Origin of the sequence: Streptococcus sp. OMI870 (assembly GCF_047460295.1) — a bacterium.
Taxonomy (GTDB): Bacteria; Bacillota; Bacilli; order Lactobacillales; family Streptococcaceae; genus Streptococcus.
On sequence record NZ_JASHGM010000007.1, the window covers coordinates 56036 to 80297 of the forward strand.

Below are 24262 nucleotides of genomic sequence, written 5' to 3' on the forward strand. Positions count from 1 at the left end.
GTCTAGACCTATTTTAGGTGGAATAAAAAATAAAAACAGAGTAAGCTTTCTACTTACCCTGTTTATCTGTCATTAAATTTGCTCAATTTGCACTTTTTCAGCGAGATTCATGGCATGGTCTGCGACACGAGTGTAATGAGAAATAATATCAATAAAGTTCACCCCTGCTTGTGGCGTACATTCACCATTATTCAAACGACGAATATGGGTTTTCCGAAGTCTCTTCTCCAGTTTTTCAATCGCCTCGTGACGTGCCACCAATTGATTTGCAAGGCCGATATCATTATTCTCAACCGCTTTTAAGGCATCCTCTACGAACTGATGGGTTTGATTGTAAATATCCTCCAACTCAGCCAAAGCTGCATCTGAAAAAACAACTTTCTTGCGAATCAAATAATCCGCCAGATTGATCAAGGCTTCCGCGTGATCGCCAATCCGCTCTAAATCTCGTGAGGAATCCAAGATATTGGTAAGAACTTCACTTTCTCTCGGACTCAAGGCTTCACTTGACAAGCGAATTAAGTAGCGTGTCAAATCCTCATCAATGGTATTGATCGCTTCTTCTGTCTTGTGTCCTTTTTCGGCAATTTTTTCATTTTGATGAACAATATAATCATAAGAGAGGCTAAAGGCTTTATCTGCATAGACACCTAAATGAAGCAACTCTTTTTTCGCATTTCCAAGAGCAATCGAAGGCGCTTGAGTAATCAAATTTTCATCCAAGTAAAGGGGTTCGTATTTGACGACTTCGTCTTCACCAGGAATCAACTTGGTTACAAAATAAGCCAAAGCTCCAATGAATGGGAATTGAATGATAGTATTGGTCACATTGAAGGCCCCGTGAGAAAAAGCGATCGTCATTTCTGGTGATAAATGCAAGAGGCCTTGGAAATATTCAATCATAGCTGTAAAAGGTGTCAGCAAGATCAAACAGAGGACTGTCCCGATCAAGTTAAAGAGCACGTGGGTTGCTGCGACACGTTTAGCAGAGATATTAGCACCCATAGCTGCAATAATAACCGTTAGGGTTGTCCCGATATTGTCACCGAAAAGAATGGGTAAAGAACCACGCAGATCTAAAAATCCACCTGAATACAAGCCTTGTAAAATCCCAATGGTAGCTGAAGATGCTTGAATCAAAACGGTGATGATGGCTCCAGCAAGAACACCAAGAATTGGATTTTTCCCTAGGGTAATCATATACTGACTAAATTCTGGCAACTCTTTCAAAGGACTCATCCCAGCGCTGATGAGGTTGAGGGCGTAAAAGATTCCCCCAACCCCAAAAAGCACGCGACCAATATTGTTAGCCGTTCGATTCTTGGTAAAGAAGAGACAGACTGTACCGACAAACATAATCGGTAAGGCATAAGTTCCCAGTTTAAATCCAATAATGAATGAGGTTACGGTTGTTCCAATATTGGCCCCCATGATGATTCCAATGGCTTGACGCAAGGTCAAGAGGCCAGCACTGACCAGACCAACAGTAATCACTGTTACCCCTGTACTAGATTGAATCAGGGCCGTTACTACGATCCCAACCAAAACCCCTAGGAAGGGATTGCTGGTATATTTGTCAATGTAGTATCGAAGGCGATCACCTGCAGCCTGTTGCAAGCCTTCCCCCATAGTTTTAATACTATAGAGAAAGAGACCCAGTCCCCCCAAAAAGTTAAACAAAATTTCCTGCCAGTTAATGGACATGATCATTCCTCCAAATATGAGATCAGAAATAAAACTCCTCTCCTATTGTAAAGGATAATTTCCAATCACACAAGAGATTTCTGTAAATTTCTATTATTTTTTGAAACCGTTTTTTCTATCTGTTTTATTTTCCTCGTTTTAAGAGCCAAAAAAAGAGGTTGGAAAATTTCCAACCTCTCTAGTCTTTGTTCAAATTGCGTAACATCTCATCGATCTTGTTACCGTATTCGATGGATTCGTCTTTCACAAAAGTAAGATCTGGAATCTTGTATAATTTAAGATTCCGACCTAATTCACGCTTGATGGTTCCTGTTGCTTTTTCCAGCCCTGTCTGAGCCTTCTGATTATCTGAAGCCAGGTCACTCATAATCGAATAGTAGACCTTAGCCATCGACAAATCGCCTAGCATTTGAACATCCGTAATGGTGACACCTTGAACACGCGGGTCACGAACTTTCTTTTGCAAAATTTCGTTGACTTCCCGCTTGATTTCCATCCCTACTCGGTCTGTCCGAAAATGACTTGCCATAGGAACTCCTTTCTTTTACTAGGTTTAAAAACTAGGAAGTCCGAGAGAAAGTCCTCATTCTTCCTAGTTGTAAGATTATTTCTTAATTTCTTCCATGATATAAGCTTCGATGGTATCATCTGTCTTGATATCATTGTAGCCTTCGATCATCAATCCACCTTCGCGACCGTTGGTTACTTCTTTGACATCGTCTTTATAATGTTTCAAGCTAGCAAGAGCTCCATCATAAATCACGACACCGTCACGAATGACACGAACCTTGGAATCACGAGTGACCTTACCACTGAGGACCATAAATCCACCGATAGTCCCCACTTTAGAGACCTTAAAGGTTTCACGGATAACTGCTTCCCCGATAATTTTCTCTTCAAACTCAGGATCCAACATTCCCTTCATAGCATCTTCCATTTCCTCGATCACCTTGTAGATGATTGAGTGAAGACGGATTTCTACCTCATCAGCTTCTGCTTGCTGACGGGCTTGAGGCGTAGGGCGGACGTTAAATCCAACGATGAAGGCATTTGAAGCTTCTGCAAGGGTAACGTCTGATTCGTTGATGGCACCAACTGCTGAGTGAACGATGGTCACTTTCACACCTTCCACTTCAATCTTTTGAAGGGAAGCAGCAAGGGCTTCAACCGAACCTTGTACATCGGCCTTGATGATGACATTAACGGATTTCACTTCCCCAGCCTTCAAGGTATCAAAGAGATTTTCAAGGCTGACACGGTTCGTTGCTTGACGTTGTTTCAAGAGAGCACGTTTGGCACGTTCTTCACCCGCTGCACGCGCAGATTTTTCATCTTCATAAACCGCAAAGTGGTCACCCGCCATTGGCGCTTCGTTCAAACCTGTGATAGAAACCGGAGTAGATGGTCCTGCTACCTTCACACGACGGCCAAGGTCATTTGTCATGGCACGGACACGTCCAAAGGTATTTCCGACAACGATTGGGTCTTGGACATTCAAGGTACCTTGTTGAACCAGAAGGGTTGCAACCGCACCTTTACCTTTATCCAAACGAGCTTCGATAACAGTACCGATGGCACGAACAGTTGGATCTGCCTTGAGTTCTTGGATTTCAGCTACAAGAAGGACCGTTTCCAAGAGTTCATCGATATTTTGGTTGAATTTAGCTGAGATTTCTACAAACTCAGAATCACCACCCCAGGCAGTTGACATAACACCGTGTTCAGCCAATTCACCGATCACACGTTCTGGGTTTGCACCTGGCTTATCAATCTTGTTAATAGCCACAATGATTGGAACATTCGCTGCTTTTGAGTGGTTGATGGCTTCGATGGTCTGTGGCATCACCCCGTCATCTGCCGCTACGACCAAGATGGTAATATCCGTAACAGATGCACCACGCGCCCGCATAGAAGTAAAGGCCGCGTGTCCAGGTGTATCCAAGAAGGTAATCTTCTTGCCATTTTCCACGATTTGGTAGGCACCGATATGTTGGGTGATTCCTCCCGCTTCACCTGTTGCTACACGTGAATTACGAAGGGTATCCAAAAGGGTTGTCTTCCCGTGGTCAACGTGTCCCATGATGGTGACAACTGGTGGACGTTCCACTAGCTCATCTTCGTTCAGATAACCATCTTCGACGAAGAAACGTTCGATATCCGCATTGTCCACTTCAACCTTTTTCTTGGCTTCAATTCCATAATCCACTAACAGAAGCTCAATGGTATCCCCATCCAAGGATTGGTTTTGTGTCGCCATCACTCCCATCATGAAGAGCTTCTTGACGATTTCCGCTGGTTCACGTTTGATCCGTTTTGCGATTTCCGCAACTGTCATTCCATCCGTATACTCAAATTCACTAGGTAATTCATGGAATTTACGCTCTGTTACTGGTTTTGGAGCCTCATTACGGTTGTTCTTCCCTTTTTTATTTTTCTTATTGTTATTCCAGTTACTATTTTTTTGATTTCTCACTTGATTTTGACTACTTCGATTCCTTTGTTGTTTTCTTGGACCATCTTCTTCACGATCAAAATCATCGCGTTTCTTATCTGGTCGCGCTTGTTTCTTACGGCGTGTATCTACTTGAGCCGGAGCAGCTGCAACAGCTGGTTTTGCAAGATTTTCAACAGTTTTCTCTTGTACAGGAGCTTTCACTTCTGGTACTTCTACTCGCTTCCGGCGCTGTTGACGTTCTTGTTCTGCTTTAGCAGCTTGTTGTTTATACCGATCTTCACTTCCACGTGCATACTCTGCATTTTGTTCTGCTTTTAATGCTGCTGCACGAGCTTTGAAATCAATTTTCGGAGCGCCATTTACAGGATTTGGACGTCCTTGACCGTTTCCAGCTTGGTCACGGCGACGATCATTCCCTTGGTTCCGGCGGTCATTTCCTTGATTTTTTCGCTCATTACGATTTTGAAAACGATCCCCATCCCGACGGTCGTTTTGTTGTTTCTTAGGTCGATTTCCTTGTTGTTGACGACGTTCCGCCTGCTCTTTTGCACGGGCTTCGCGTTCCGCTTTAAAGTTACGACTTTTTGGTTTCGCAACTGGGTTTGGTGTTTCTAATTTTGTCTCAGTTTTTTCTTGGTTTTTGACCGGTACTGCTTCTTTTTTTTCTACGACAGCCGTTGCCTTGGCAGCCACCTCTGCTACTTTCTTTTCGACTGTTTCTTTTTTTGCTGCAAAGCTCTTCATTAACTTTTCAGCAGCATCCGTATCGACACTAGATGCATGACTCTTAACGTCAAAACCTAACTCTTTCGCACGAGTGACGACTTCTTTACTTTCCTTGCCCAATTCTTTGGCAATTTCGTATAATCTTTTCTTAGACAATTGCTGTCCTCCTCTTCTATTCCATAAGAGACCTCATTTTCTTTGAAAATCCAGCATCTACAACTGCGACGACCTTCCGGGCACGTCCAATTGCAGTGCTTAATTCTAGTGTTGAAAACACGGTAGATACTTGAACCTCATAATAGTGACCCTTATCCGTCACCTTCTTTGTCAGATTGCTAGCAGCATCATTTGCAAGGAAAACTAATTTTGCTTTGCCTTCCTGGATCGCTTTAATCACGAGTTCTTCTCCAGAAATAAGCTTTCCTGCTCTTTGCGCTAGGCCCAACAGATTGCTCAACTTTTGCTTATTCAAGGCCTAACTCTCTTCTCTTCACCTTATGATCTACGTAAGCGATCAATTCATCATAGAAAGCTTCTTCCACTTCCATATTAAAGCTACGATTAAAAGCTTTCTTTTTCTTAGCAAGGGCCGCTTCTTCATTATCTAATTTAATATAAGCGCCTCGACCATTGGCTTTGCCAGTCGGATCGATAAAGACATGCCCCTCTTTGTTTTTAACAATTCGAAGCAAATCACGCTTATCAATAATTTCATTTGAAACGACCGATTTTCTTAAAGGGATTTTTCTTGTTTTTACCATGTTCCCTCCCTCTCTTAATCGACTTGCTCTTGACTACTTTCTACTTGGTCTTCAAAAGTTTCTTGAGCTGCTTCCATTTCTTCAAACTCACTAGCAGATTTGATATCGATACGGTAACCGGTCAAATGAGCTGCTAAACGAACGTTTTGCCCACGACGACCAATGGCAAGAGATAACTTGTTATCTGGAACCACAACGAGAGCATGTTTGCTGTCTTCATCATCAAAGATAACTTGGTCCACTTCTGCAGGAGCAATCGCATTGTAGATAAATTCAGCTGGATCTGGAACCCACTCAATCACATCGATGTTTTCTTCTGTAGGAACCATACGGTCCAATTTTTGATCATAGCGTGCTGGATGGAACTTGCTGGTAATCTTTTTAATATTCGATCCACCGCGACCAACGATGGTCCCAATCGCATCTACGTTTGGATTATGGCTACGAACAGCCACCTTAGTCCGGTCACCAGCTTCACGCGCCACACTCATGATTTCAACCGTTCCATCGTAAACTTCAGGAATTTCTTGCTCCATCAAACGTTTGATCATTTCTGGATGGCTCCGGCTAACAAAGACATTCACCCCACGAGGATTGTCTTCTACTTTGTAGACGAATACTTCGATGCGATCATGAGATTGGAAGACTTCCCCTGGAATTTGGTCCTGTTTAGACAATTGAGCTTCGATCGAACCAAGATTGACATAGATAAAGCGATTGTCAAAGCGCTCTACCGTTCCACTCATAATTTCATTTTCATGCTCTTTATAAGTGTTATAGGTGATGGTGCGTGTTTGCTTGCGCATTTTTTCCATGATGGTTTGTTTGGCTGATTGAGCTGCTACTCGACCGAATTCAGCTGGTGCTTCTTCAAACTTGATCTTATCTCCCAACTCATAAGCAGAGCTAATGGCCAAGGCATCCTTCAAGCTGATTTCTAAGCGGCTATCAAAGACTTCATCCACTACTTCACGAACTGTATAAACACGGAAATCTCCAGTTTTTTCATTGAATTCAATCGCTGCACTTTCTGCTTGTCCATAACGACGGCGATAAGCTGAACGTAATGATTCTGTGACCGCTTCGATGATATCTTCTTTTTTGATCCCTTTGTCTTCTTCCAAAATGCGGAAGGCTTCTAGCATTTCTTTACTCATGTTTTTCTTGCCTCTTCTATAAAGGCATCCTTTCTTTCATTCTGTTACAATTTTACAGCCAACCTTGCTTTGGATACAAGGTTATAAGGAATATCCACTGTTTTTTTCCGTGTTTTATCCATATACTCAATGGTCAAAACATCCTCTTCAAAACCTACCAAGTTCCCCTCAAAGACCTTTTGCTTTTCAATAGCCTTATACAAGCTGATATTGACATACTTACCAATAGCTCCCTCGAGTGCTACCTTGGTTTTCAAAGGTCTCTCCAAGCCAGGACTGGTGACTTCTAAAAAGTACTGTTCTGGAAATGGGTCTGGTTTGATTTGATCCAATAGTGGGCTAATGATTTCTGTCAAATCCGCTGTATCATTCAGTGTGATTCCTTCTGGTTTGTCTACGAAAATGCTTAAGACGTAGTCACCACCCATTTTGCCATATTCAACATCGACCAATTCAAATGGTTCCTTGATAGCTGGCTGAATCACTTCTGTTACTAAGTCAACAATCGTTGCGATGGTTGCCACCTCCTCATAGATAAGAGGCGAAGATATTTCCCCGCCTCTCCTTTTCTATTCATTTAAAGTATTATAACACGATTCCCCAATGATTGCAAGGAATATGCTAAAACTGTGCTTCCACACGGTAAATGACCTGTCCTTTGCTGGAGAACTTCTTCTCGTATTCGGTCATCACATTCCCCTCAAAATCGCTAGCATGAAGGTCTAACCAGACTCCCTTCAAAGTCATCCCATATTGCGAGAAGCTTACCAAACTGTATTCAAACAAACCTCGGTTGTCTGTTTTAAAGTGAATCTCTCCGTGTTCCGGAAGAATTTGCTTAAAGGTATCAAGGAAGCTCTTGTATGTCAAGCGACGCTTCTCATGACGTTTCTTTGGCCATGGATCTGAAAAATTCAGATAGAGCTGATCAATTTCTCCGTCTTCAAAATAGTTAGTCAAGCTATCCCCATCTACCCAAAGTAATTTAATATTGGGAACATCAGCTTCCAGAACTTTATCTAAAGCATAGCTCAAAACTGATTTTTGGATATCGATCCCAATGTAGTTGATCTCTGGATTAGCCTTAGCCATCCCGGTGATAAAAGCACCTTTTCCACTTCCTACCTCAATATGGATCGGATGATCATTCCCGAAAATCTTATGCCACTTTCCCTTAGCATCTTCTGGATTTAAGATCACATATTGTGGATTGGCTTCTAGTAGTTCTGTTGCTCCTTTACGATTTCTAACTCTCATATTTCCTTTCCATATTTCAACCGGAAATTGCGCAGAGCATAGATCTCGCGATTGACATTTTCTAGATCATTGTTTTCATAGTATTTAGCAATTTGCCACAAAAAAGAATATTGACCAAACCAATAGAGTTTGTCAAAGACCTTTTGGTTATACTTGTAACCATAATAACCTAACCAATCACGCCAATTAGAATCTGGAATATAGTGACTCAAGATATGTGCCACATCCAACATCCTGTCAGTTAAACGAACGGAATCCCAATCGACTAGATAAATCAAGCCACTCTCTGTCTCAATCCAGTTACTATGACGGACATCCCCATGGACGATCGTCGCATAATCCTCCCGAAAGGCTGGCACTGTCTTACGTAAATTCTTTACGACTGATTGGATGTAGTGGTTCTGACGTAGGGCAATTGGCAACCGGTTACTCCAAGAATTGAGCAACTCTAAAGGAGATTCCACCGGATACCCAAGTTTCTTTAATTGAGTCATCAAAGGTCTAGAACGGTGCAATCTCGTTAAAATATTGACCACTTGTTTTTTTGACATTCCATTTGGCGTGAGAATCTCCCCATTCAACCATTCTTGGGCACTCATCACATTTCCATCTGGCAAACGTCGACTCCATAGCAATTGAGGAGCAATCTGTTCTTTTGCTAGACCCGCAAGGATTGGGGTCGTATTCATTTTTACAAAAACGCGCCCACCATCTGGGTAGGTCCCCATGTAGGCCTTCCCACTCTTCCCAGGAATTGGGGTGAGGCTTAGCTCTTTTTCATTCGAGTCCATCTTTTCCTCCGTAAAAAGTTTCCAATCTATTTTACTAATTTTAACGACTTTCGTCAACCAAGCGCGCCATCTTAAATGGAAGGTAGATCATGGTTAATGCAAGTGTATAAGCTAATAAGCCCAGCAACAAGACTTTATCTGACATAAAGACCAACCCAATCACCCCTTCTATCACTGTTACAATCCCCATTAACAAGCGAATTGTTTTGTTCAATCCTGCCTTTTTACTTCCTTTTTTCATTGGAAAAAGAAGGGTCAAGGGTTGGTAATCAAAAGCACTATAAAGGCCCAACAATTGAAAAATGATCAAGTAATTGAGCAAGGCTACAAGAGCGATCACCACTAGAGGTTGAGGAATAAAGACCATAGCAAGAATCGACAGAAGCAAAAGTCGTAGTGTCATGGAGAAAAGATCACCGTTACGTAGGAAGGAGCGCATATACAAGTGAAGCCAAGTATTCCCATGTGTTTTAGGAAGTAGGGCCAAGAAGCGATCCAAGTAGGCTCTTCTTTTGACACTATTCGTGATCCCTTTCACCGTTGTAAACAGGGCAAAAAAGCGAAGAATCATTTGTTTCCTTGCATTCTCACGAGCAATGGTCCAGATCCAATTTAGATTGCCATCCTGATAGAAACGTTTAGCTTTCCAGCTAAAGACAAGCCCTTTAGCTACCCCTAAAATAAAAACGTAAGCCACTATTCCCAGTGCATTCATCCCCGTTGCAAGAAAAAGGGGGATGAATAATATGAGGACAAAGCTTTGAATCAAAAGCCACAATACAAAAGACTTCTTAACCTGCCCCTTGATATGATTTTTTATTTCCTCTTCTTTCACTAAAAGAAATAACGCATCTGGCTTCTCTAGGTAGGTCGCAATAGAGCCAATCGGTACCAAGAAGAGCAAACCAAGCAAGAGACTCCAGCGGATCAGGCTCGGATCTTTGGGTAGTTCTTGCAAGAATTTGCTGTATTGAACTGCTAAAAATCCTATAAAAATGAGCATAAAGAGGACGAAATGATCATTGAGAACATAGCGACTGTATTTTACACATTGAGTTCGAAACGTTTGTTGCCGTTTTTTCATCAACTCTTTCATGCTGTTTCCTCTTCTGTCAAGGTCATGTAGATATCATTTAGACTTGCTTTCTCATCCCCAAAAGTTGAACGCAGCTCATCTAAGGTCCCTTGTGCTCGGACCTGACCCTTATGGAGGATCACAAACCCATCACACATCTTTTCAGCCGAATCCAGAACGTGGGTACTCATCAAAATTGATTTTCCTTTTGCCTTTTCATCTGCCAATAATTGAATCAAATCTGCAATTGCAACAGGATCCAATCCCAAAAAGGGTTCATCGACAATATAAAGACTTGGATCCACTGCATAGGCGCAAATGATCATGACCTTCTGCTTCATCCCCTTTGAAAAATGGGTCGGGAACCAATCTAATTTTTCAGCCAAACGAAATCGTTCCAACAAAGGCTGGACGCGCACCATGACTTGATCTATGTCTAAATCATAGGCGAGGCTTACGGTTTCGATATGCTCCCTCAGGGTTAATTCCTCATAAAGACTTGGTGTTTCTGGAATATAACCGATTTTCTTCCGATATTCAGTCGGAGCTTCTGGCAGACTAAGGCCATCAATCCGCACTTCCCCAGCATATGGATGCAGGAGACCAATAATTTCATTAATCGTGGTTGACTTTCCAGCTCCATTTAGCCCAATTAAACCAATCAGTTGCCCATCGGGAACCGAAAAGCTCACCTCTTTCAGGACAGGGATGTTGACATAGCCCCCTGTCAACTTATTGATTTCTAACATATTTTCTCCGATTTCTGGTATAATGTTCTTATATTATAACAAAATTTAGTCTAAATGAGGTGTATTTATGGTTGACGATTGTATTTTTTGTAAGATTATAGCTGGTGACATTCCTTCATCCAAAGCCTATGAAGATGAGGAGGTCCTCGCATTTTTAGACATCTCTCAAGTTACTCCTGGTCATACTTTAGTGGTTCCAAAGAAACACGCTCGCAACCTCCTAGAGATGGACGAAACCGCCACAGCTCAACTATTTGCACGTGTCTCTAAAGTTGCTAAAAAAGTAGCAACTGCTACCCAAGCCAAGGGAATGAATATCATTAGTAACATGGAAGAAGTTTCTGGACAGACTGTATTTCACACCCATATCCATATCATCCCCCGCTATTCTGACCAAGATGAGCTTGCTATCTCATTTACCGAGCATGAGCCGAATTTTGACCAGCTGGCCACGCTCGCAGATAAAATCCAAAACAGCTAAATAAGGAGACCATATGAAACTCAAAAATCTCTTTTGGTTTGCAACAGGAGCCAGCATTAGCTACCACCTGGTAAAAAATCGTCAAACAATCAAAACAGAAGTGACTGAATCCCACCAATTGGTCAAGGGGATGCAAGAAAACTTAGCAAAAATCCAACGCAACCTGGAAATTATCCAAGACCAAAAATCCATTCTTCAAGAATTAGTAACAGACTTCCAATATAAGACCAGGCTCTTTAGCCAGCAAGCAAGTGCTTCCCTAAAGGAAATTCAGGACACATGGAATCCAAACAAAAACGATTGAGAAAACTCAATCGTTTTTGTCTTATTCTGATGGTAACGCAGGTGTAAGGGCGCTAGACTCTGTGGCCGCAGGGGCAACGGGCGTTACCGGTGGAACAGAACTTTGGGGCGTCACCACTCCTGTATCCTGACTCGATGGTAGAACTGGTAGTTGATTAAACTCTTGGTAAACTGGAGCTTCCTCAGAAGCTGCTGGGTTTTCATTTTGAGAAGAAGAAGAATTCTTTAAATCTTCGTCTCCATCCATTAGATATGCATTGGTTTTCAGTGTCTTAATCTCTTTCTTTCCCAAGGCTTTGCGGATAATATTTTGAATTTTCAAGAGATGTTTAGAGGTTACAATCTGATAACTTCCACCATCTGCCAAGGTCGCATCTTCTCCTTTTAATTGGTACTGATGAATGTTCGAAAGCGCATCTCGGTAACCCAATAATTGAAGCAAACTATTGCTATCGAGAGCAATATTCGTTTGCATATTGTCACTAACAGAGTCAATGATGCCTTTATAGTGGCTCAAACTATTGAGACTTAAGACTTTCTCGACGATCTTTTTGATCACTTCTCGTTGGCGTTTTTGACGTCCATAGTCTCCATCTGGGTCCTGGTAGCGCATCCGTGAATAAACGAGCGCTTGATCTCCATTAATCTCCTGCCGTCCTGGTGCAATCTTTGCTGTATATTCAGGCTCATTTTCTTCGATGGAAATATCAAAATCAAATGGATTGTTAACCGTAATGCCACCAACCTTATCCACTAATTGAACCAGTCCCTTCATATTGATCATGACATAACGATCAATATGGATATCCAAAAGATCCTGAATCGTCTTAATAGCTAACTTAGCTCCACCTTGAGCATAGGCTGAATTCAATTTCGCTTGGACAGTTTCACCATCAGAAGTAATATTGGTCAGAATATCTCTTTCCAAGCTGGTCATGGTCGTTTCCTTTGTTTGAGGATTGACGGTTACCAAAATCATGGTATCACTATTTCCAGCCCAAGGATCTTCCCGAGAACCGCTTCCTGTATCAACCCCCATCAAAAGGATGGTCATCGGCTTATTTTCCGCAATGACATTGGTCTCATTTCCAAAGCTCTTATAAGTCTTACTGAGGGTTCCTGTCGTCTGATTGAGAATGGTCAAACCATAGGCTCCAATTCCAATCACCGTTACCGCCAATAAACTCAAAAACATTAAAATAATTTTTTTTACCATATAGAATCTCTCTTTAATCTATCAGTTTTCCCATGAGGTAAACCTCTAAAAATTCTCCTTCAGCTGAACATGCTCCGCGAGCTTGGCAACCTTCTATCTCAAATCCTAGCTTTTTATACAGATGAACCGCTCGTTCGTTGCGGACTTGCACATTTAGGACCAATTTTCGAAGAATGCCAGTCGAGTGAGCCCACTCGATTCCTTCTTCTAACAAGATCTGTCCAAGCCCCTGATTCCAATAAGCTCTCTGAATCACAATAAAGACATCACCAATATGCTGAACAGACCGTTGGGGAGCAGCTGTGATATTTAACAAGCCGGCTAGTGTTTGGTCTACAAATAATAAGAGACAAATCCGGTTAACCGCCGTCTCTTGTAGCAGCAGAAATTGTGCCATATCAGTTGGGGACATGCCAATACCAGCTTCATCCAAGGTCATATAATCGGACTCTTTACCAACTTGATTTAAGAAATCAACAAGGAGAGTCGCGTCTGTCGTTTCAGCTTGTCGAATCTCTAATGTAACTTCTTTCTCCTTAGGCATCTGTATCTCCCGCTTGCTCAAAGGATGCTACCAAAGCCTCTGCGCGCGCTCCATGAGCTTCGAATTCCAACTCTCGCCCATCTTCCAATTTTCGGATAAAAATTTTCAAATAAGCATCCGAAAGACTGGGTTCAATCAGCTCTCCCCATTCAATAATGGTAGCACCCTCTCCAAACAGAAAATCATCTAAGTCAATGGAATCTGGATCATTCCCAATTCGGTAAACATCCAAATGATAGAGAGGCAGACGTCCTTCATATTCCCGAACGATGGTATAGGTAGGACTTTTAATCATCTGATCAATCCCTAAACCTTTTGCAATTCCCTTGGTAAAGGTAGTTTTCCCAGCCCCCAAATCACCCGATAGGATGATCACATCCTGTTTTTCTAACAGTTTTCCCAACTGTTCTCCTAGAGCGATCAGCTCTGTTTCATTGTGACTAATCATTTTTCTATTATACCAAACTTTTTAAAATTCTGCTCTTTCTTTTAGAAATTGTCCGCCTAAGAATTCCTTTTGAAAGAGAAGGATTAGGATTCCTTCTAGACTACTGGCCAACAAAAAAAAGAATGAGAGCAGTGAATTGCACTCATTCCTTTTTGTTTCCCCCTTGATTAATGCAAGGCCATACTAATATAGTTCAAAATAAAGAGAACATCCAAGATCCAAATCATGCTGTGCACTTCTTTGGCTTGTCCTTTAACCACTTTCACCAAGCTATAGGTGATAAATCCAGCAGCGATCCCTTGAGTAATCGAGTAGCTGAAGCCCATAAAGATAGAAGTGAAGAAGGCAGGAACGGCCTCTGACATATCTTCCCAATGGATATTTTTCAAACCACTCAACATCATGATTCCCACAACAATCAAAATTGGTGCTGTAGCTGCTGTCGGTACAATCGCTAGCAATGGACTAAAGAGACTTGAAATAGCAAAACAGATCGCTACAACCAAGGCTGTCAGACCAGTTCGTCCACCCGCTCCAATACCGGCTGCAGATTCAACATAGGTCGTTACATTCGATGTCCCTGCAATGGCTCCGACTGAAGTCGCTACGAGGTCAGAATAGAGAGCTTTATCCAATTTCGCTGATTGATGATTTTCACCATTTGTTGCAACAATCCCTACTTTTTCACCAGTACCGATCAAGGTCCCGATGGTATCAAAAATATCGGTCAAGGAGAAGGCTAAGATTGCCATTAAGGTTTCAGGCAAACGAGACGTATTGGAAATCAACGAACCCAATCCTTTAGATCCTAAAGCTTGACCAAAGATCGTGCCTAAATCATTAAAGGCAGCTCCTAGATGGTTACTTGCAAAGTCGATTTTGCTGATATCAACAACATGGATTAGAATTCCAAGAACCGTCGTCACTAAGATGGAAAGGATAATCCCTCCCTTAATCCCTTTGACAACAAAGAAAATGGTAATCGCAAGACCAATAAGGGCCAAGAGGACGGCTGGATTATTAAAATCAACCAAACCAGGAACAGCAGATGCATTGGCTGAGATCGTTGCATTCGCCTTATCTGCTCCTTCTCCGACCACTGTATAGGTATGAGGGTCAATCGTAAATTTCAAAAATCCTGCATTCTTGATCCCAACGTAGGCCAAAAAAATCCCAATCCCAGCTGAAATAGCAGAGCGTAGGGCTGTCGGAATCGATTCGATGATCATCTTCCGAACATTTGTCAATGTGATAATTAATGAAATCACACCACAAATGAAGACCATTCCCAAAGCTTCCTGCCATGAGTAGCCCATACCAAATACAACGGTAAAGGTAAAGAAGGCATTCAAGCCCATTCCTGGGGCTTGTGCATACGGTAAATTGGCATAAAAAGCCATCATCAAGGTTCCGACAACAGATCCAATAATCGTTGCAAGAAAGACCCCTTGAGCTGGCATACCTGTTTGTGACAACATTTGCGGATTTACGAAGAGGATATAACTCATCGCAAAAAAGGTTGTCAGACCAGCAAGAACCTCTGTCCGAACAGTGGTTCCATGTTCTGAAAGTTTAAAAAACTTATCCATTTCAGAATAAACTCCTTTTTCATCATTCTCGTTCCCAATCAATTTGCGAACGTTATATCTATTCTACCAAAAGATCTTTCGTCTTTCAAGAAATCCCGCTTCTCTTCTCGATTTTTGAGCGCTTTTCCGATTTTTCTGATATAATGGTCTCATTCTTCTCGAAAGGAACTGAAATATGCATAAAAAGATGATCGCTCTGGATCTAGACGGAACCCTCTTGAATTCCGAAAGCAAATTGAGCGACTTTACGATTGATACCATTAAAAAAATTAGCGCCCTTGGCCACAAAGTTATTATTACGACTGGTCGTCCTTACCGCATGGCCCATACCTATTACAAACAACTAGAACTTGATACTCCAATGATCAATTTCAATGGCTCTCTAACCCATCTGCCTGAGAAAAAATGGGCAGATGAACAATGTTTAACCTTAGATAAAAAATACCTCCTAGATATGGTTGCCAATCGTGATACTATTCAAGCAGACTTTATCGCTGGTGAATACCGTAATAAATTCTTCATTACCGATCCTAATGAGCAAGTTGCAGATCCTAAATTATTCGGAATTGATGCCTTCCAACCAGAAAACCAATTCAATCCAGAACGAGTAACGACCGATCCAAACTGTATCCTCTTTCAAACACAAGCAGAGGACAAATATGCTCTAGCAGATGAAATGAATCGACACTATGACTACAATCTTTCTATCAATACCTGGGGTGGTCCCTTAAATATTCTGGAATGCAATCCCAAAAATGTGACCAAAGCATCCGCTCTGACTTACCTTTTAGATAAACTCAATATGGATCAGAAAGATTTGATTGCTTTTGGAGATGAGCACAATGATACTGAGATGCTAGCTCTTGCTGGTCATGGTTATGCTATGAAAAACGCGAGCTCTGTCCTGATTCCTTATGCGGATTCCGTCACAGATTTCACCAATAATGAGGATGGTGTCGCACGCCAATTGATTCAATTATTCTTATAATACGAATGGACATGAGGAGAGCATCTCATGTCTTTTTTGCAACCTATATCCTTAATCGGTTAATCAATCCCCGCCTTTTTTTCCATATTTTTATTGTTCAATAGATATGATTGTGATATTATTAACATAGTTATTTGAGAAGCGTTTTCAAAAATTCTAAATCACTTCTCGTTCACTTAAGGAGGAACAAAATGAAAGCTGTTGTTGTAAATCCAGAAAGTACTGGTGTTGAAATCGTTGCAAACAAGGATATGCGTCCATTGGAATCAGGGGAAGCACTTGTTCAAATTGAGTACTGTGGTGTCTGCCACACGGACTTGCACGTTGCTCACGGAGACTTCGGTAAAGTACCAGGCCGTGTACTTGGGCACGAAGGAATTGGAGTCGTAAAAGAACTTGCTCCAGATGTGACAAGCTTAAAAGTTGGGGATCGTGTCAGTGTTGCTTGGTTCTTCGAAGGATGTGGAACTTGTGAATACTGTACGACTGGTCGTGAAACACTTTGCCGTACTGTAAAAAATGCTGGTTACTCTGTTGATGGAGGAATGGCTGAACAATGTATCGTTACTGCAGATTACGCAGTGAAAGTACCAGAAGGATTAGATCCAGCACAAGCTTCTTCTATTACCTGTGCCGGGGTTACAACTTACAAAGCCATCAAAGAAGCCAAAGCTGAGCCAGGCCAATGGATTGTCATCTACGGTGCTGGAGGACTAGGAAACTTGGCTGTTCAATATGCCAAAAAAGTCTTCAACGCTCATGTCATCGCTGTCGATATCAACAACGACAAACTTGAATTGGCGAAAGAAGTTGGCGCAGACTTTGTTATCAACGGTCGTGAAGTAGAAGATGTTCCAGGATTGATCAAAGAACAAACAAATGGTGGCGCTCACTCTGCTGTCGTAACTGCTGTCTCTAAAGTTGCCTTCAACCAAGCAGTAGATTCTGTTCGTGCTGGTGGTCGCGTTGTCGCAGTTGGACTTCCTTCAGAAATGATGGATCTCAGCATTGTGAAAACTGTATTAGATGGTATCCAAGTTATCGGTTCTCTAGTAGGAACTCGTAAAGACTTGGAAGAAGCCTTCCAATTTGGTGCAGAAGGTTTGGTAGTGCCAGTCGTTCAAAAACGCCCAGTAGAAGATGCGGTTAAAGTTTTTGACGAAATGGAAGCTGGAACCATTCAAGGACGTATGGTACTTGATTTCACACATTAAGAATATTTTCCTTCAAGGTTAGCCCTCCTGGACTAACCTTTTTTATCTGCTCCGTCTAATCACACCTTAATTTTATGATCAGGATTTTTTACTGTTTTTGACAATCATTCAGGAAATAAATGTCTAAAATCTCTTTAATAAATTCATATTTTTTTACTTAATGTTCGCTTTTCAGTTGTTTTCACTCTTTTTCAAAAAAACAAAAGAGACCCTTCCTGCTTGATTCTACTAGGCAAAAAGGCGGTATCATTGACTTTTTCGTGAAAACGGTTTATAATAGAGAAGCTTAAAGTTTTCTTAAACTGAAAGTCAAACAAATTTTATAAGGAGGAATGTCAATAATGAGTATTGGTATCATTATTGCTAGCCACGGTGAATTTGCAGCTGGAATCCACCAATCCGGCTCGATGATCTTTGGGGATCAAGAGAAAGTTCAAGTGGTTACGTTCATACCAAGTGAAGGCCCGGATGATCTCTATGCTAAATTTAATGCAGCTGTTGCCGCATTTGATGCAGAAGATGAAGTCTTGGTTTTGGCTGACCTTTGGAGTGGTTCTCCATTTAACCAAGCGAGTCGCGTTATGGGAGAAAATCCAGATCGTAAATTTGCGATCATCACAGGATTAAACCTTCCAATGTTGATTCAAGCTTATACAGAGCGATTGATGGATGCAAATGCCGGCGTTGATAAAGTCGCTGCAAACATTATCAAAGAATCTAAAGATGGAATCAAAGCTCTTCCAGAAGAATTGAATCCAGTCGAAGAAGCAAGCACTGCTTCCGCTGCCCCTGTTGCCCAAGCTGCTATTCCAGAAGGAACAGTGATTGGAGATGGTAAGCTCAAGATCAACCTTGCTCGCTTAGACACTCGTCTGCTTCATGGACAAGTCGCAACTGCTTGGACACCCGATTCAAAAGCCGATCGGATCATTGTTGCTTCAGATTCAGTTGCTAAAGATGAACTCCGTAAAGAGTTGATCAAGCAAGCAGCACCGAATGGTGTGAAAGCAAACGTTGTCCCAATTCAAAAATTGATCGACGTTGCAAAAGATCCACGCTTTGGTGAAACACATGCTTTGATCTTGTTTGAAACACCTCAAGATGCCCTTCGTGCCATCGAGGGTGGTGTTCCGATTAAAACCTTGAACGTTGGTTCAATGGCCCACTCAACTGGTAAAACCATGGTCAACAATGTGTTGTCAATGGACAAAGAGGATGTGGCTACATTTGAAAAAATGCGTGATCTTGGAGTCGAATTTGATGTCCGTAAAGTGCCAAATGACTCTAAGAAAGATTTGTTTGACTTAATTAACAAAGCTAACGTTCAATAATCGATTACTTACGAAAGGATTTTAAACATGTCTATTATTTCTATGGTATTAGTGGTCGTTGTTGCCTTCTTAGCAGGTCTTGAAGGTATCCTTGACCAATTCCAATTCCACCAACCACTTGTTGCTTGTACCTTAATCGGTTTGGTAACAGGTAACTTGACTGCCGGTGTTATGCTTGGTGGTTCCCTTCAATTACTTGCACTTGGCTGGGCCAACATTGGTGCCGCAGTTGCACCCGACGCTGCTCTTGCATCAGTCGCTGCTGCGATTATCTTGGTTCTTGGTGGCGACTTTAGCTCTAAAGGAATCGCTGTAGCTCAAGGTGTCGCTATTCCACTTGCAGTTGCTGGTCTTTTCTTGACTATGATCGTCCGTACTCTCTCCGTTGGTTTGGTCCACACTGCCGACGCTGCTGCTAAAAAAGGAGATATCAAAGGTGTAGAACGTGCTCACTTTGTAGCTCTTCTTCTTCAAGGTCTTCGTATCGCCATTCCTGCAGCCCTTCTTTTAATGATCCCCGCTGACACTGTTCGAGGTGCTCTTGAAGCGATGCCTGCTTGGTTGTCAGACGGTATGCAAATCGGTGGTGGTATGGTCGTAGCCGTTGGTTATGCCATGGTTATCAACATGATGGCAAGTCGTGAGGTTTGGCCATTCTTTGCCATTGGTTTTGCTCTTGCAGCTGTTAGCCAATTGACCTTGATTGCCCTTGGTGCGATTGGTGTTGCTCTTGCCTTGATCTACCTTTCTCTTTCTAAAAAAGGTGGAAATGGTGGTGGCGGAGCCGCTACTTCTAACGATCCAATCGGCGATATCCTCGAAGACTATTAAGAAAGGTGTGACACTATCATGACTGAAAAATTACAATTATCTAAATCAGATCGTCAAAAAGTTTGGTGGCGTTCAACCTTCTTGCAAGGTTCTTGGAACTATGAACGGATGCAAAACTTGGGTTGGGCTTACTCATTGATCCCAGCTATCAAAAAACTTTACACGAAGAAAGAAGACCAAGCTGCTGCTCTTGAGCGTCACATGGAATTCTTCAACACTCACCCATACGTAGCTGCTCCAATCATCGGGGTAACCCTTGCTCTTGAAGAAGAAAAAGCAAACGGCGCTGCGATTGATGATGCCGCTATCCAAGGGGTTAAGATTGGTATGATGGGACCTTTGGCGGGTATCGGAGATCCTGTCTTCTGGTTTACAGTTCGTCCAATCCTTGGAGCTCTTGGTGCATCTCTTGCCTTGACAGGTAACATCCTTGGCCCACTCATCTTCTTTATTGCATGGAATGCGATTCGTATGTCCTTCTTGTGGTACACCCAAGAACTTGGATACAAAGCAGGTTCTGAAATTACCAAAGATATGTCTGGTGGGATCTTGCAAGACATCACTAAAGGTGCTTCTATCCTTGGGATGTTCATCCTCGCTGTCTTGGTAGAACGTTGGGTATCTATTAAATTCGTCTTCAATGTTTCTTCTGTCAAATTAGACGACAAAGCATATATCCACTGGGATAAACTTCCTGAAGGATACAAGGGAATTCAAGAAGCCTTCGCTCAAGTTGGTTCAGGTCTATCTCAAACACCTGAAAAAGTTACGACTTTCCAACAAAACTTGGATTCATTGATTCCTGGTTTGATGGGATTGCTTCTTACTTTTGCTTGTATGTGGTTGTTGAAGAAAAAAGTATCTCCAATCACCATCATCATCGCTCTCTTTGTAATCGGTGTATTAGCACACGTTGCGGGCTTGATGTAAGCAAAGATCAACTAAAAAGAAGGTTTCGGCCTTCTTTTTATTATGATATAATGGAATGAACAGCAATACAGGAGGATCTCATGGCTCAATCATTGAATAAAACCGTTGAATTCCATACTACAGGGGTTTCTTACCTGGGAGTGGGGGGAAAGGTTGGAAAAATCCTAGTCGGGAATGCCGCTTTTGAATTTTATGCGGATGCCAATGTTGAAGACTACGTCCAAATTCCTTGGCAGAATATTGAACAAATCGGAGCTAATGTATCCGGACGTAAAATTAGCCGCCATTTTGAAATCTATACCAAGGAAAGCAAGTTCCTCTTTGCTTCTAAAGACTCGGGAAAAATCTTAAAAATTGCTCGCGAACACCTTGGAAATGATAAAATCGTCAAATTGCCGACCTTGATTCAAACTATTACAGCTAAAATTAAAAATCTATTTGCAAAATAGCTTCTTTTCTTGTATAATAGACGCAAACGGATAAGTAAATTAAGAAAATCTTTCAGAAAGTCTGTGGTTGCTGTGAGCAGATAGAGGACTTAATCGAAATTCTACCGTTTATCAAAATTGAAGATCAAATCAAGTGCACACCTGTGAAGTTGGATGGAACCGTGGCCCTGCCACTCCAACACTGTAACAGGTGTGTTTTTTGTTAAAGGAGAAGCTATGTTAGATATTAAACGAATTCGTACAGACTTTGATACAGTTGCTGAAAAATTAGCGACACGCGGTGTTGATGCGGCCATTTTGAACGAGATGAAAGAGATCGATGCCAAACGTCGTGACATCTTAGTCAAGGTAGAGACCCTTAAGGCTGAGCGGAACACTGTCTCTGCTGAAATTGCCCAAGCTAAACGCAACAAGGAAAATGCAGATGATAAAATTGCTGCCATGCAAACTCTCTCTGCAGAAGTCAAAGCATTGGATGCAGAATTGGCTGAAATCGATGCAAAATTGACAGAATTTACTACAACCCTTCCAAACATCCCGGCTGACAGTGTTCCTATTGGGGCTGACGAAGACGATAATGTTGAAGTTCGCCGTTGGGGAACTCCTCGCGAGTTTAACTTCGAACCAAAAGCTCACTGGGACCTTGGTGAGGACTTAGACATCCTTGACTGGGAACGTGGTGGAAAAGTCACTGGTGCTCGCTTCCTCTTCTATAAGGGACTTGGAGCTCGCCTGGAACGTGCTATCTACAACTTTATGCTGGATGAGCACGGTAAGGAAGGCTACACCGAAGTTATCACTCCTTACATGGTTAACCACGATTCTATGTTTGGTACTGGTCAATATCCAAAATTCAAGGAAGATACTTTTGAACTCAGCGACACCAACTATGTCTTGATTCCAACCGCTGAAGTTCCGCTGACCAACTACTACCGTGATGAAATTATTGATGGTAAGGAACTGCCAATCTACTTTACTGCTATGAGTCCATCATTCCGTTCTGAAGCTGGTTCTGCTGGTCGCGATACTCGTGGCTTGATTCGTTTGCACCAATTCCACAAGGTTGAAATGGTTAAATTTGCTAAACCGGAAGAGTCATATGAAGAATTGGAGAAGATGACAGCCAACGCTGAAAACATCCTTCAAAAGTTGAACTTGCCATACCGTGTCGTAGCTCTCTCAACAGGAGACATGGGCTTCTCAGCTGCTAAGACTTACGACTTGGAAGTCTGGATCCCAGCACAAAATACCTACCGTGAAATCTCAAGCTGTTCCAACACAGAAGATTTCCAAGCACGACGCGCGCAAATCCGCTACCGTGATGAAGCCGATGGTAAAGTCAAACTTCTTCACACTTTGAATGGTTCAGGATTGGCTGTTGGACGTACCGTCGCTGCTATTCTTGAAAACTATCAAAATGAAGATGGTTCTGTGACCATCCCAGAAGTTCTTCGTCCATACATGGGTGGCGCTGAAGTTATCGCACCAAAATAAAGTTTAAAAAAACTGAGTCTTGCAATTTGCAAGCTCAGTTTTTTAATATTTACGGAAACGTTGGTAGCGTTGCTCTAGAAGGTCTTCTAGTGGCAAGGATTGTAGAGTGGCGAGCTCTTCCAGTAATTCCTTCTTCACTTGAGCTAGTAGTTCTCCATTTGAAAAACCATGCTCTGGAATCACTTTATCAACAATGTGCATATTTAATAACTCGTGAGAAGTAATCTTCATCAACTCAGCAGCCTCCATAGCGCGGCTGCCATCTTTCCAAAGAATAGAAGCAAATCCTTCTGGACTCAAAACGGCATAGATGGAGTTCTCCAGCATCCAGACCTTGTCTGCCACAGCTAAAGCAAGGGCCCCACCAGAGCCACCTTCTCCAATAATAATGGCGATAATCGGAACTTTTAAGTCACTCATTTCCATGAGGTTACGAGCAATAGCCTCACCCTGTCCCCGTTCCTCAGCGCCAACACCCGGATAAGCACCTGCGGTATTGATGAAGGTTACAACTGGCCGACCAAATTTTTCTGCTTGTTTCATCAGACGCAAAGCTTTCCGATAGCCTTCTGGATGTGGCTGACCAAAATTACGTTTTAGGTTATCCTGGAGATTTTTCCCTTTTTGAATTCCAACAACTGTGACTGTTTGATCACCTAAGCGTCCAATTCCACCAATTACTGCACCATCATCACGAAAATTTCGATCTCCATGTAATTCAATAAAATCATCAAAGATCCCTTGAGCAAAATCAAGCGCAGTTAATCTTCCTTGATCACGTGCTTCTTTAATAATCTGTGTTATTTTACTCATGTTTACCTCCATGAAGGGCCAATAATTGTCCAACTGTTGCTCGGATTTGGCTTCTCTCCACAATCAAGTCTACAAATCCATGTTCTTGTAGAAATTCTGCTTTTTGGAAATCATCTGGTAATTGTTCCCGTACAGTAGACTCGATCACGCGCCGACCCGCAAAGCCTACCAGAGCTTGACTCTCTGCCATGATGATATCTCCTTCCATGGCAAATGACGCCGTTACCCCTCCTGTTGTTGGGTCTGTTAGAACTGTCAGATAAAACAATCCTGCTTTAGAATGTCTTTGAACAGCTGCAGAGACTTTTGCCATTTGCATCAAACTGACGATTCCTTCTTGCATCCGTGCTCCACCTGAAGCGGTAAAGAGAACGACCGGCAAATGTTCTTTTGTCGCTAATTCAAACAGTCGAGTAATTTTTTCCCCTACTACAGAACCCATTGAAGCCATGATAAAATTAGAATCCATGATTCCAAGAGCAACTTTTTGCCCTTTAATCAATGCGGTTCCTGTCAGCACAGCTTCATCCAAACCTGTCATTTCCCTTACAGCAGCCAATTTCTTCTGGTAATTTGGGAAATTCAAGGGATCTGTCGTTTCAATCCCTGTAAACATTTCTTCAAAACTAGCCGGATCCACTGTAAGAGCTAAGCGTTCTTTAGCAGAAATACGGAAGGTATAGCTACAATTCGGGCAAACCCGTTCGCTTCCTAAATCTTTTTGGTAAATGGTATGTTTACAACCTGGGCACTGCGAAAATAGTTCATCCGGAACTTCAGGTTTTGGTTGAGGTTCATTCCAGGATGACCTATTCGGATTGATCCGAATATATTTGTCTTTTTTAGAAAATAATGCCATTACTTACTCCTTAAAATATGCTACAGCATCTGTAGCATTACTATAAAAGCCTGAAACTGTGAGGATGATGTTCATACTTCCCTCACAAGTCCAGGCT

Annotated in this window: 25 protein-coding genes and 2 pseudogenes; 9 read left to right on the forward strand and 18 right to left on the reverse strand. The window is 42.1% G+C overall.

The window, feature by feature from the left end; genetic code table 11:
- Positions 1–72: 72 nt before the first annotated feature.
- The 12 genes and pseudogenes from QM968_RS09940 to QM968_RS09995 all read right to left on the reverse strand — a co-directional run bounded on the left by QM968_RS09940 (position 73) and on the right by QM968_RS09995 (position 10675).
- Positions 73–1704: a Na/Pi cotransporter family protein gene (locus QM968_RS09940; protein WP_414383775.1), complete on the reverse strand. Its 1632-nt coding sequence runs from the start codon at positions 1702–1704 to the stop codon at positions 73–75.
- Positions 1705–1882: 178 nt separating this feature from the next.
- Positions 1883–2233, reverse strand: coding sequence for a 30S ribosome-binding factor RbfA (gene rbfA / locus QM968_RS09945; protein WP_003003976.1), 351 nt, complete (start codon positions 2231–2233; stop codon positions 1883–1885).
- Between the two features lie 75 nt (positions 2234–2308).
- Positions 2309–4318, reverse strand: a pseudogene (gene infB, locus QM968_RS09950) (translation initiation factor IF-2); the annotation flags it as partial.
- Between the two features lie 99 nt (positions 4319–4417).
- Positions 4418–5041, reverse strand: a pseudogene (locus tag QM968_RS09955) (translation initiation factor IF-2 N-terminal domain-containing protein); the annotation flags it as partial.
- Between the two features lie 16 nt (positions 5042–5057).
- Positions 5058–5357: a YlxQ-related RNA-binding protein gene (locus QM968_RS09960; RefSeq protein ID WP_009732307.1), complete on the reverse strand. Its 300-nt coding sequence runs from the start codon at positions 5355–5357 to the stop codon at positions 5058–5060.
- Positions 5350–5646 carry an RNase P modulator RnpM gene (rnpM, locus tag QM968_RS09965; protein WP_009732306.1) on the reverse strand — a complete coding sequence of 99 codons (297 nt, stop codon included), beginning with the start codon at positions 5644–5646 and terminating at the stop codon, positions 5350–5352. The genes QM968_RS09960 and rnpM overlap by 8 nt, the downstream gene beginning before the upstream one ends.
- 14 nt (positions 5647–5660) lie before the next feature.
- Entirely contained in the window at positions 5661–6803 is a 1143-nt protein-coding gene (gene nusA, locus QM968_RS09970; protein ID WP_009732305.1) for a transcription termination factor NusA, read from the reverse strand.
- 44 nt (positions 6804–6847) lie between these two features.
- Entirely contained in the window at positions 6848–7327 is a 480-nt protein-coding gene (gene rimP, locus QM968_RS09975; protein WP_414383777.1) for a ribosome maturation factor RimP, read from the reverse strand.
- 97 nt (positions 7328–7424) lie between these two features.
- Entirely contained in the window at positions 7425–8060 is a 636-nt protein-coding gene (gene trmB, locus QM968_RS09980; protein WP_414383779.1) for a tRNA (guanosine(46)-N7)-methyltransferase TrmB, read from the reverse strand.
- Positions 8057–8851 (reverse strand): cell cycle regulator CcrZ, encoded by a 795-nt coding sequence (ccrZ, locus tag QM968_RS09985; RefSeq protein WP_023920250.1) that lies wholly within the window; start codon positions 8849–8851, stop codon positions 8057–8059. The genes trmB and ccrZ overlap by 4 nt, the downstream gene beginning before the upstream one ends.
- A 40-nt stretch (positions 8852–8891) precedes the next feature.
- The gene (locus QM968_RS09990; RefSeq protein ID WP_009732301.1) at positions 8892–9947 is read right to left on the reverse strand and encodes an ABC transporter permease; all 1056 of its coding nucleotides are present in this window, start codon (positions 9945–9947) and stop codon (positions 8892–8894) included.
- The gene (locus QM968_RS09995) at positions 9944–10675 is read right to left on the reverse strand and encodes an ABC transporter ATP-binding protein (protein WP_009732300.1); all 732 of its coding nucleotides are present in this window, start codon (positions 10673–10675) and stop codon (positions 9944–9946) included. The genes QM968_RS09990 and QM968_RS09995 overlap by 4 nt, the downstream gene beginning before the upstream one ends.
- A gap of 67 nt (positions 10676–10742) precedes the next feature.
- Between QM968_RS09995 and QM968_RS10000 the strand changes: the two genes are divergently transcribed.
- Together QM968_RS10000 and QM968_RS10005 are read left to right on the forward strand one after the other, a co-directional pair.
- Positions 10743–11156, forward strand: coding sequence for an HIT family protein (locus QM968_RS10000; RefSeq protein WP_414370233.1), 414 nt, complete (start codon positions 10743–10745; stop codon positions 11154–11156).
- A gap of 13 nt (positions 11157–11169) precedes the next feature.
- Complete coding sequence (locus QM968_RS10005) at positions 11170–11460, forward strand: hypothetical protein (protein WP_298617347.1); 291 nt, start codon at positions 11170–11172, stop codon at positions 11458–11460.
- Positions 11461–11481: 21 nt separating this feature from the next.
- On the opposite strand, the gene brpA is transcribed toward QM968_RS10005, so the two are convergent.
- From brpA to QM968_RS10025, 4 genes are all read right to left on the reverse strand, one after another.
- Positions 11482–12675 (reverse strand): biofilm formation/cell division transcriptional regulator BrpA, encoded by a 1194-nt coding sequence (gene brpA, locus QM968_RS10010; RefSeq protein WP_009732297.1) that lies wholly within the window; start codon positions 12673–12675, stop codon positions 11482–11484.
- 13 nt (positions 12676–12688) lie between these two features.
- Entirely contained in the window at positions 12689–13219 is a 531-nt protein-coding gene (locus tag QM968_RS10015) for an N-acetyltransferase family protein (RefSeq protein ID WP_414383782.1), read from the reverse strand.
- Positions 13212–13667 (reverse strand): tRNA (adenosine(37)-N6)-threonylcarbamoyltransferase complex ATPase subunit type 1 TsaE, encoded by a 456-nt coding sequence (tsaE, locus tag QM968_RS10020; protein ID WP_414326925.1) that lies wholly within the window; start codon positions 13665–13667, stop codon positions 13212–13214. The genes QM968_RS10015 and tsaE overlap by 8 nt, the downstream gene beginning before the upstream one ends.
- A 167-nt stretch (positions 13668–13834) precedes the next feature.
- Positions 13835–15256 carry an NCS2 family permease gene (locus QM968_RS10025; RefSeq protein WP_414383784.1) on the reverse strand — a complete coding sequence of 474 codons (1422 nt, stop codon included), beginning with the start codon at positions 15254–15256 and terminating at the stop codon, positions 13835–13837.
- Positions 15257–15431: 175 nt separating this feature from the next.
- On the opposite strand from QM968_RS10025, the gene QM968_RS10030 reads away from it, so the two are divergent.
- The 7 genes from QM968_RS10030 to serS all read left to right on the forward strand — a co-directional run bounded on the left by QM968_RS10030 (position 15432) and on the right by serS (position 22493).
- Positions 15432–16244, forward strand: coding sequence for a Cof-type HAD-IIB family hydrolase (locus tag QM968_RS10030; RefSeq protein WP_414383786.1), 813 nt, complete (start codon positions 15432–15434; stop codon positions 16242–16244).
- A 191-nt stretch (positions 16245–16435) separates the two neighbouring features.
- Positions 16436–17458 (forward strand): alcohol dehydrogenase AdhP, encoded by a 1023-nt coding sequence (gene adhP, locus QM968_RS10035; protein WP_414383788.1) that lies wholly within the window; start codon positions 16436–16438, stop codon positions 17456–17458.
- A gap of 341 nt (positions 17459–17799) precedes the next feature.
- Positions 17800–18789 (forward strand): PTS sugar transporter subunit IIB, encoded by a 990-nt coding sequence (locus QM968_RS10040; protein WP_414383791.1) that lies wholly within the window; start codon positions 17800–17802, stop codon positions 18787–18789.
- Between the two features lie 27 nt (positions 18790–18816).
- Positions 18817–19620: a PTS mannose/fructose/sorbose transporter subunit IIC gene (locus QM968_RS10045; RefSeq protein WP_414383794.1), complete on the forward strand. Its 804-nt coding sequence runs from the start codon at positions 18817–18819 to the stop codon at positions 19618–19620.
- Between the two features lie 18 nt (positions 19621–19638).
- A complete protein-coding gene (locus QM968_RS10050) occupies positions 19639–20550 on the forward strand; it encodes a PTS system mannose/fructose/sorbose family transporter subunit IID (RefSeq protein ID WP_009732289.1) in 912 nt (303 codons plus the stop codon).
- Between the two features lie 80 nt (positions 20551–20630).
- Positions 20631–20999: a DUF956 family protein gene (locus QM968_RS10055; protein ID WP_414383797.1), complete on the forward strand. Its 369-nt coding sequence runs from the start codon at positions 20631–20633 to the stop codon at positions 20997–20999.
- A gap of 216 nt (positions 21000–21215) precedes the next feature.
- Entirely contained in the window at positions 21216–22493 is a 1278-nt protein-coding gene (serS, locus tag QM968_RS10060; RefSeq protein ID WP_414383800.1) for a serine--tRNA ligase, read from the forward strand.
- 42 nt (positions 22494–22535) lie between these two features.
- Here the strand turns inward: serS and QM968_RS10065 are convergent, their stop codons facing one another.
- Both QM968_RS10065 and accD read right to left on the reverse strand, forming a co-directional pair.
- Complete coding sequence (locus QM968_RS10065) at positions 22536–23306, reverse strand: acetyl-CoA carboxylase carboxyl transferase subunit alpha (RefSeq protein WP_414383803.1); 771 nt, start codon at positions 23304–23306, stop codon at positions 22536–22538.
- Complete coding sequence (gene accD / locus QM968_RS10070) at positions 23299–24165, reverse strand: acetyl-CoA carboxylase, carboxyltransferase subunit beta (protein ID WP_414383806.1); 867 nt, start codon at positions 24163–24165, stop codon at positions 23299–23301. The genes QM968_RS10065 and accD overlap by 8 nt, the downstream gene beginning before the upstream one ends.
- Positions 24166–24262: the final 97 nt, after the last annotated feature.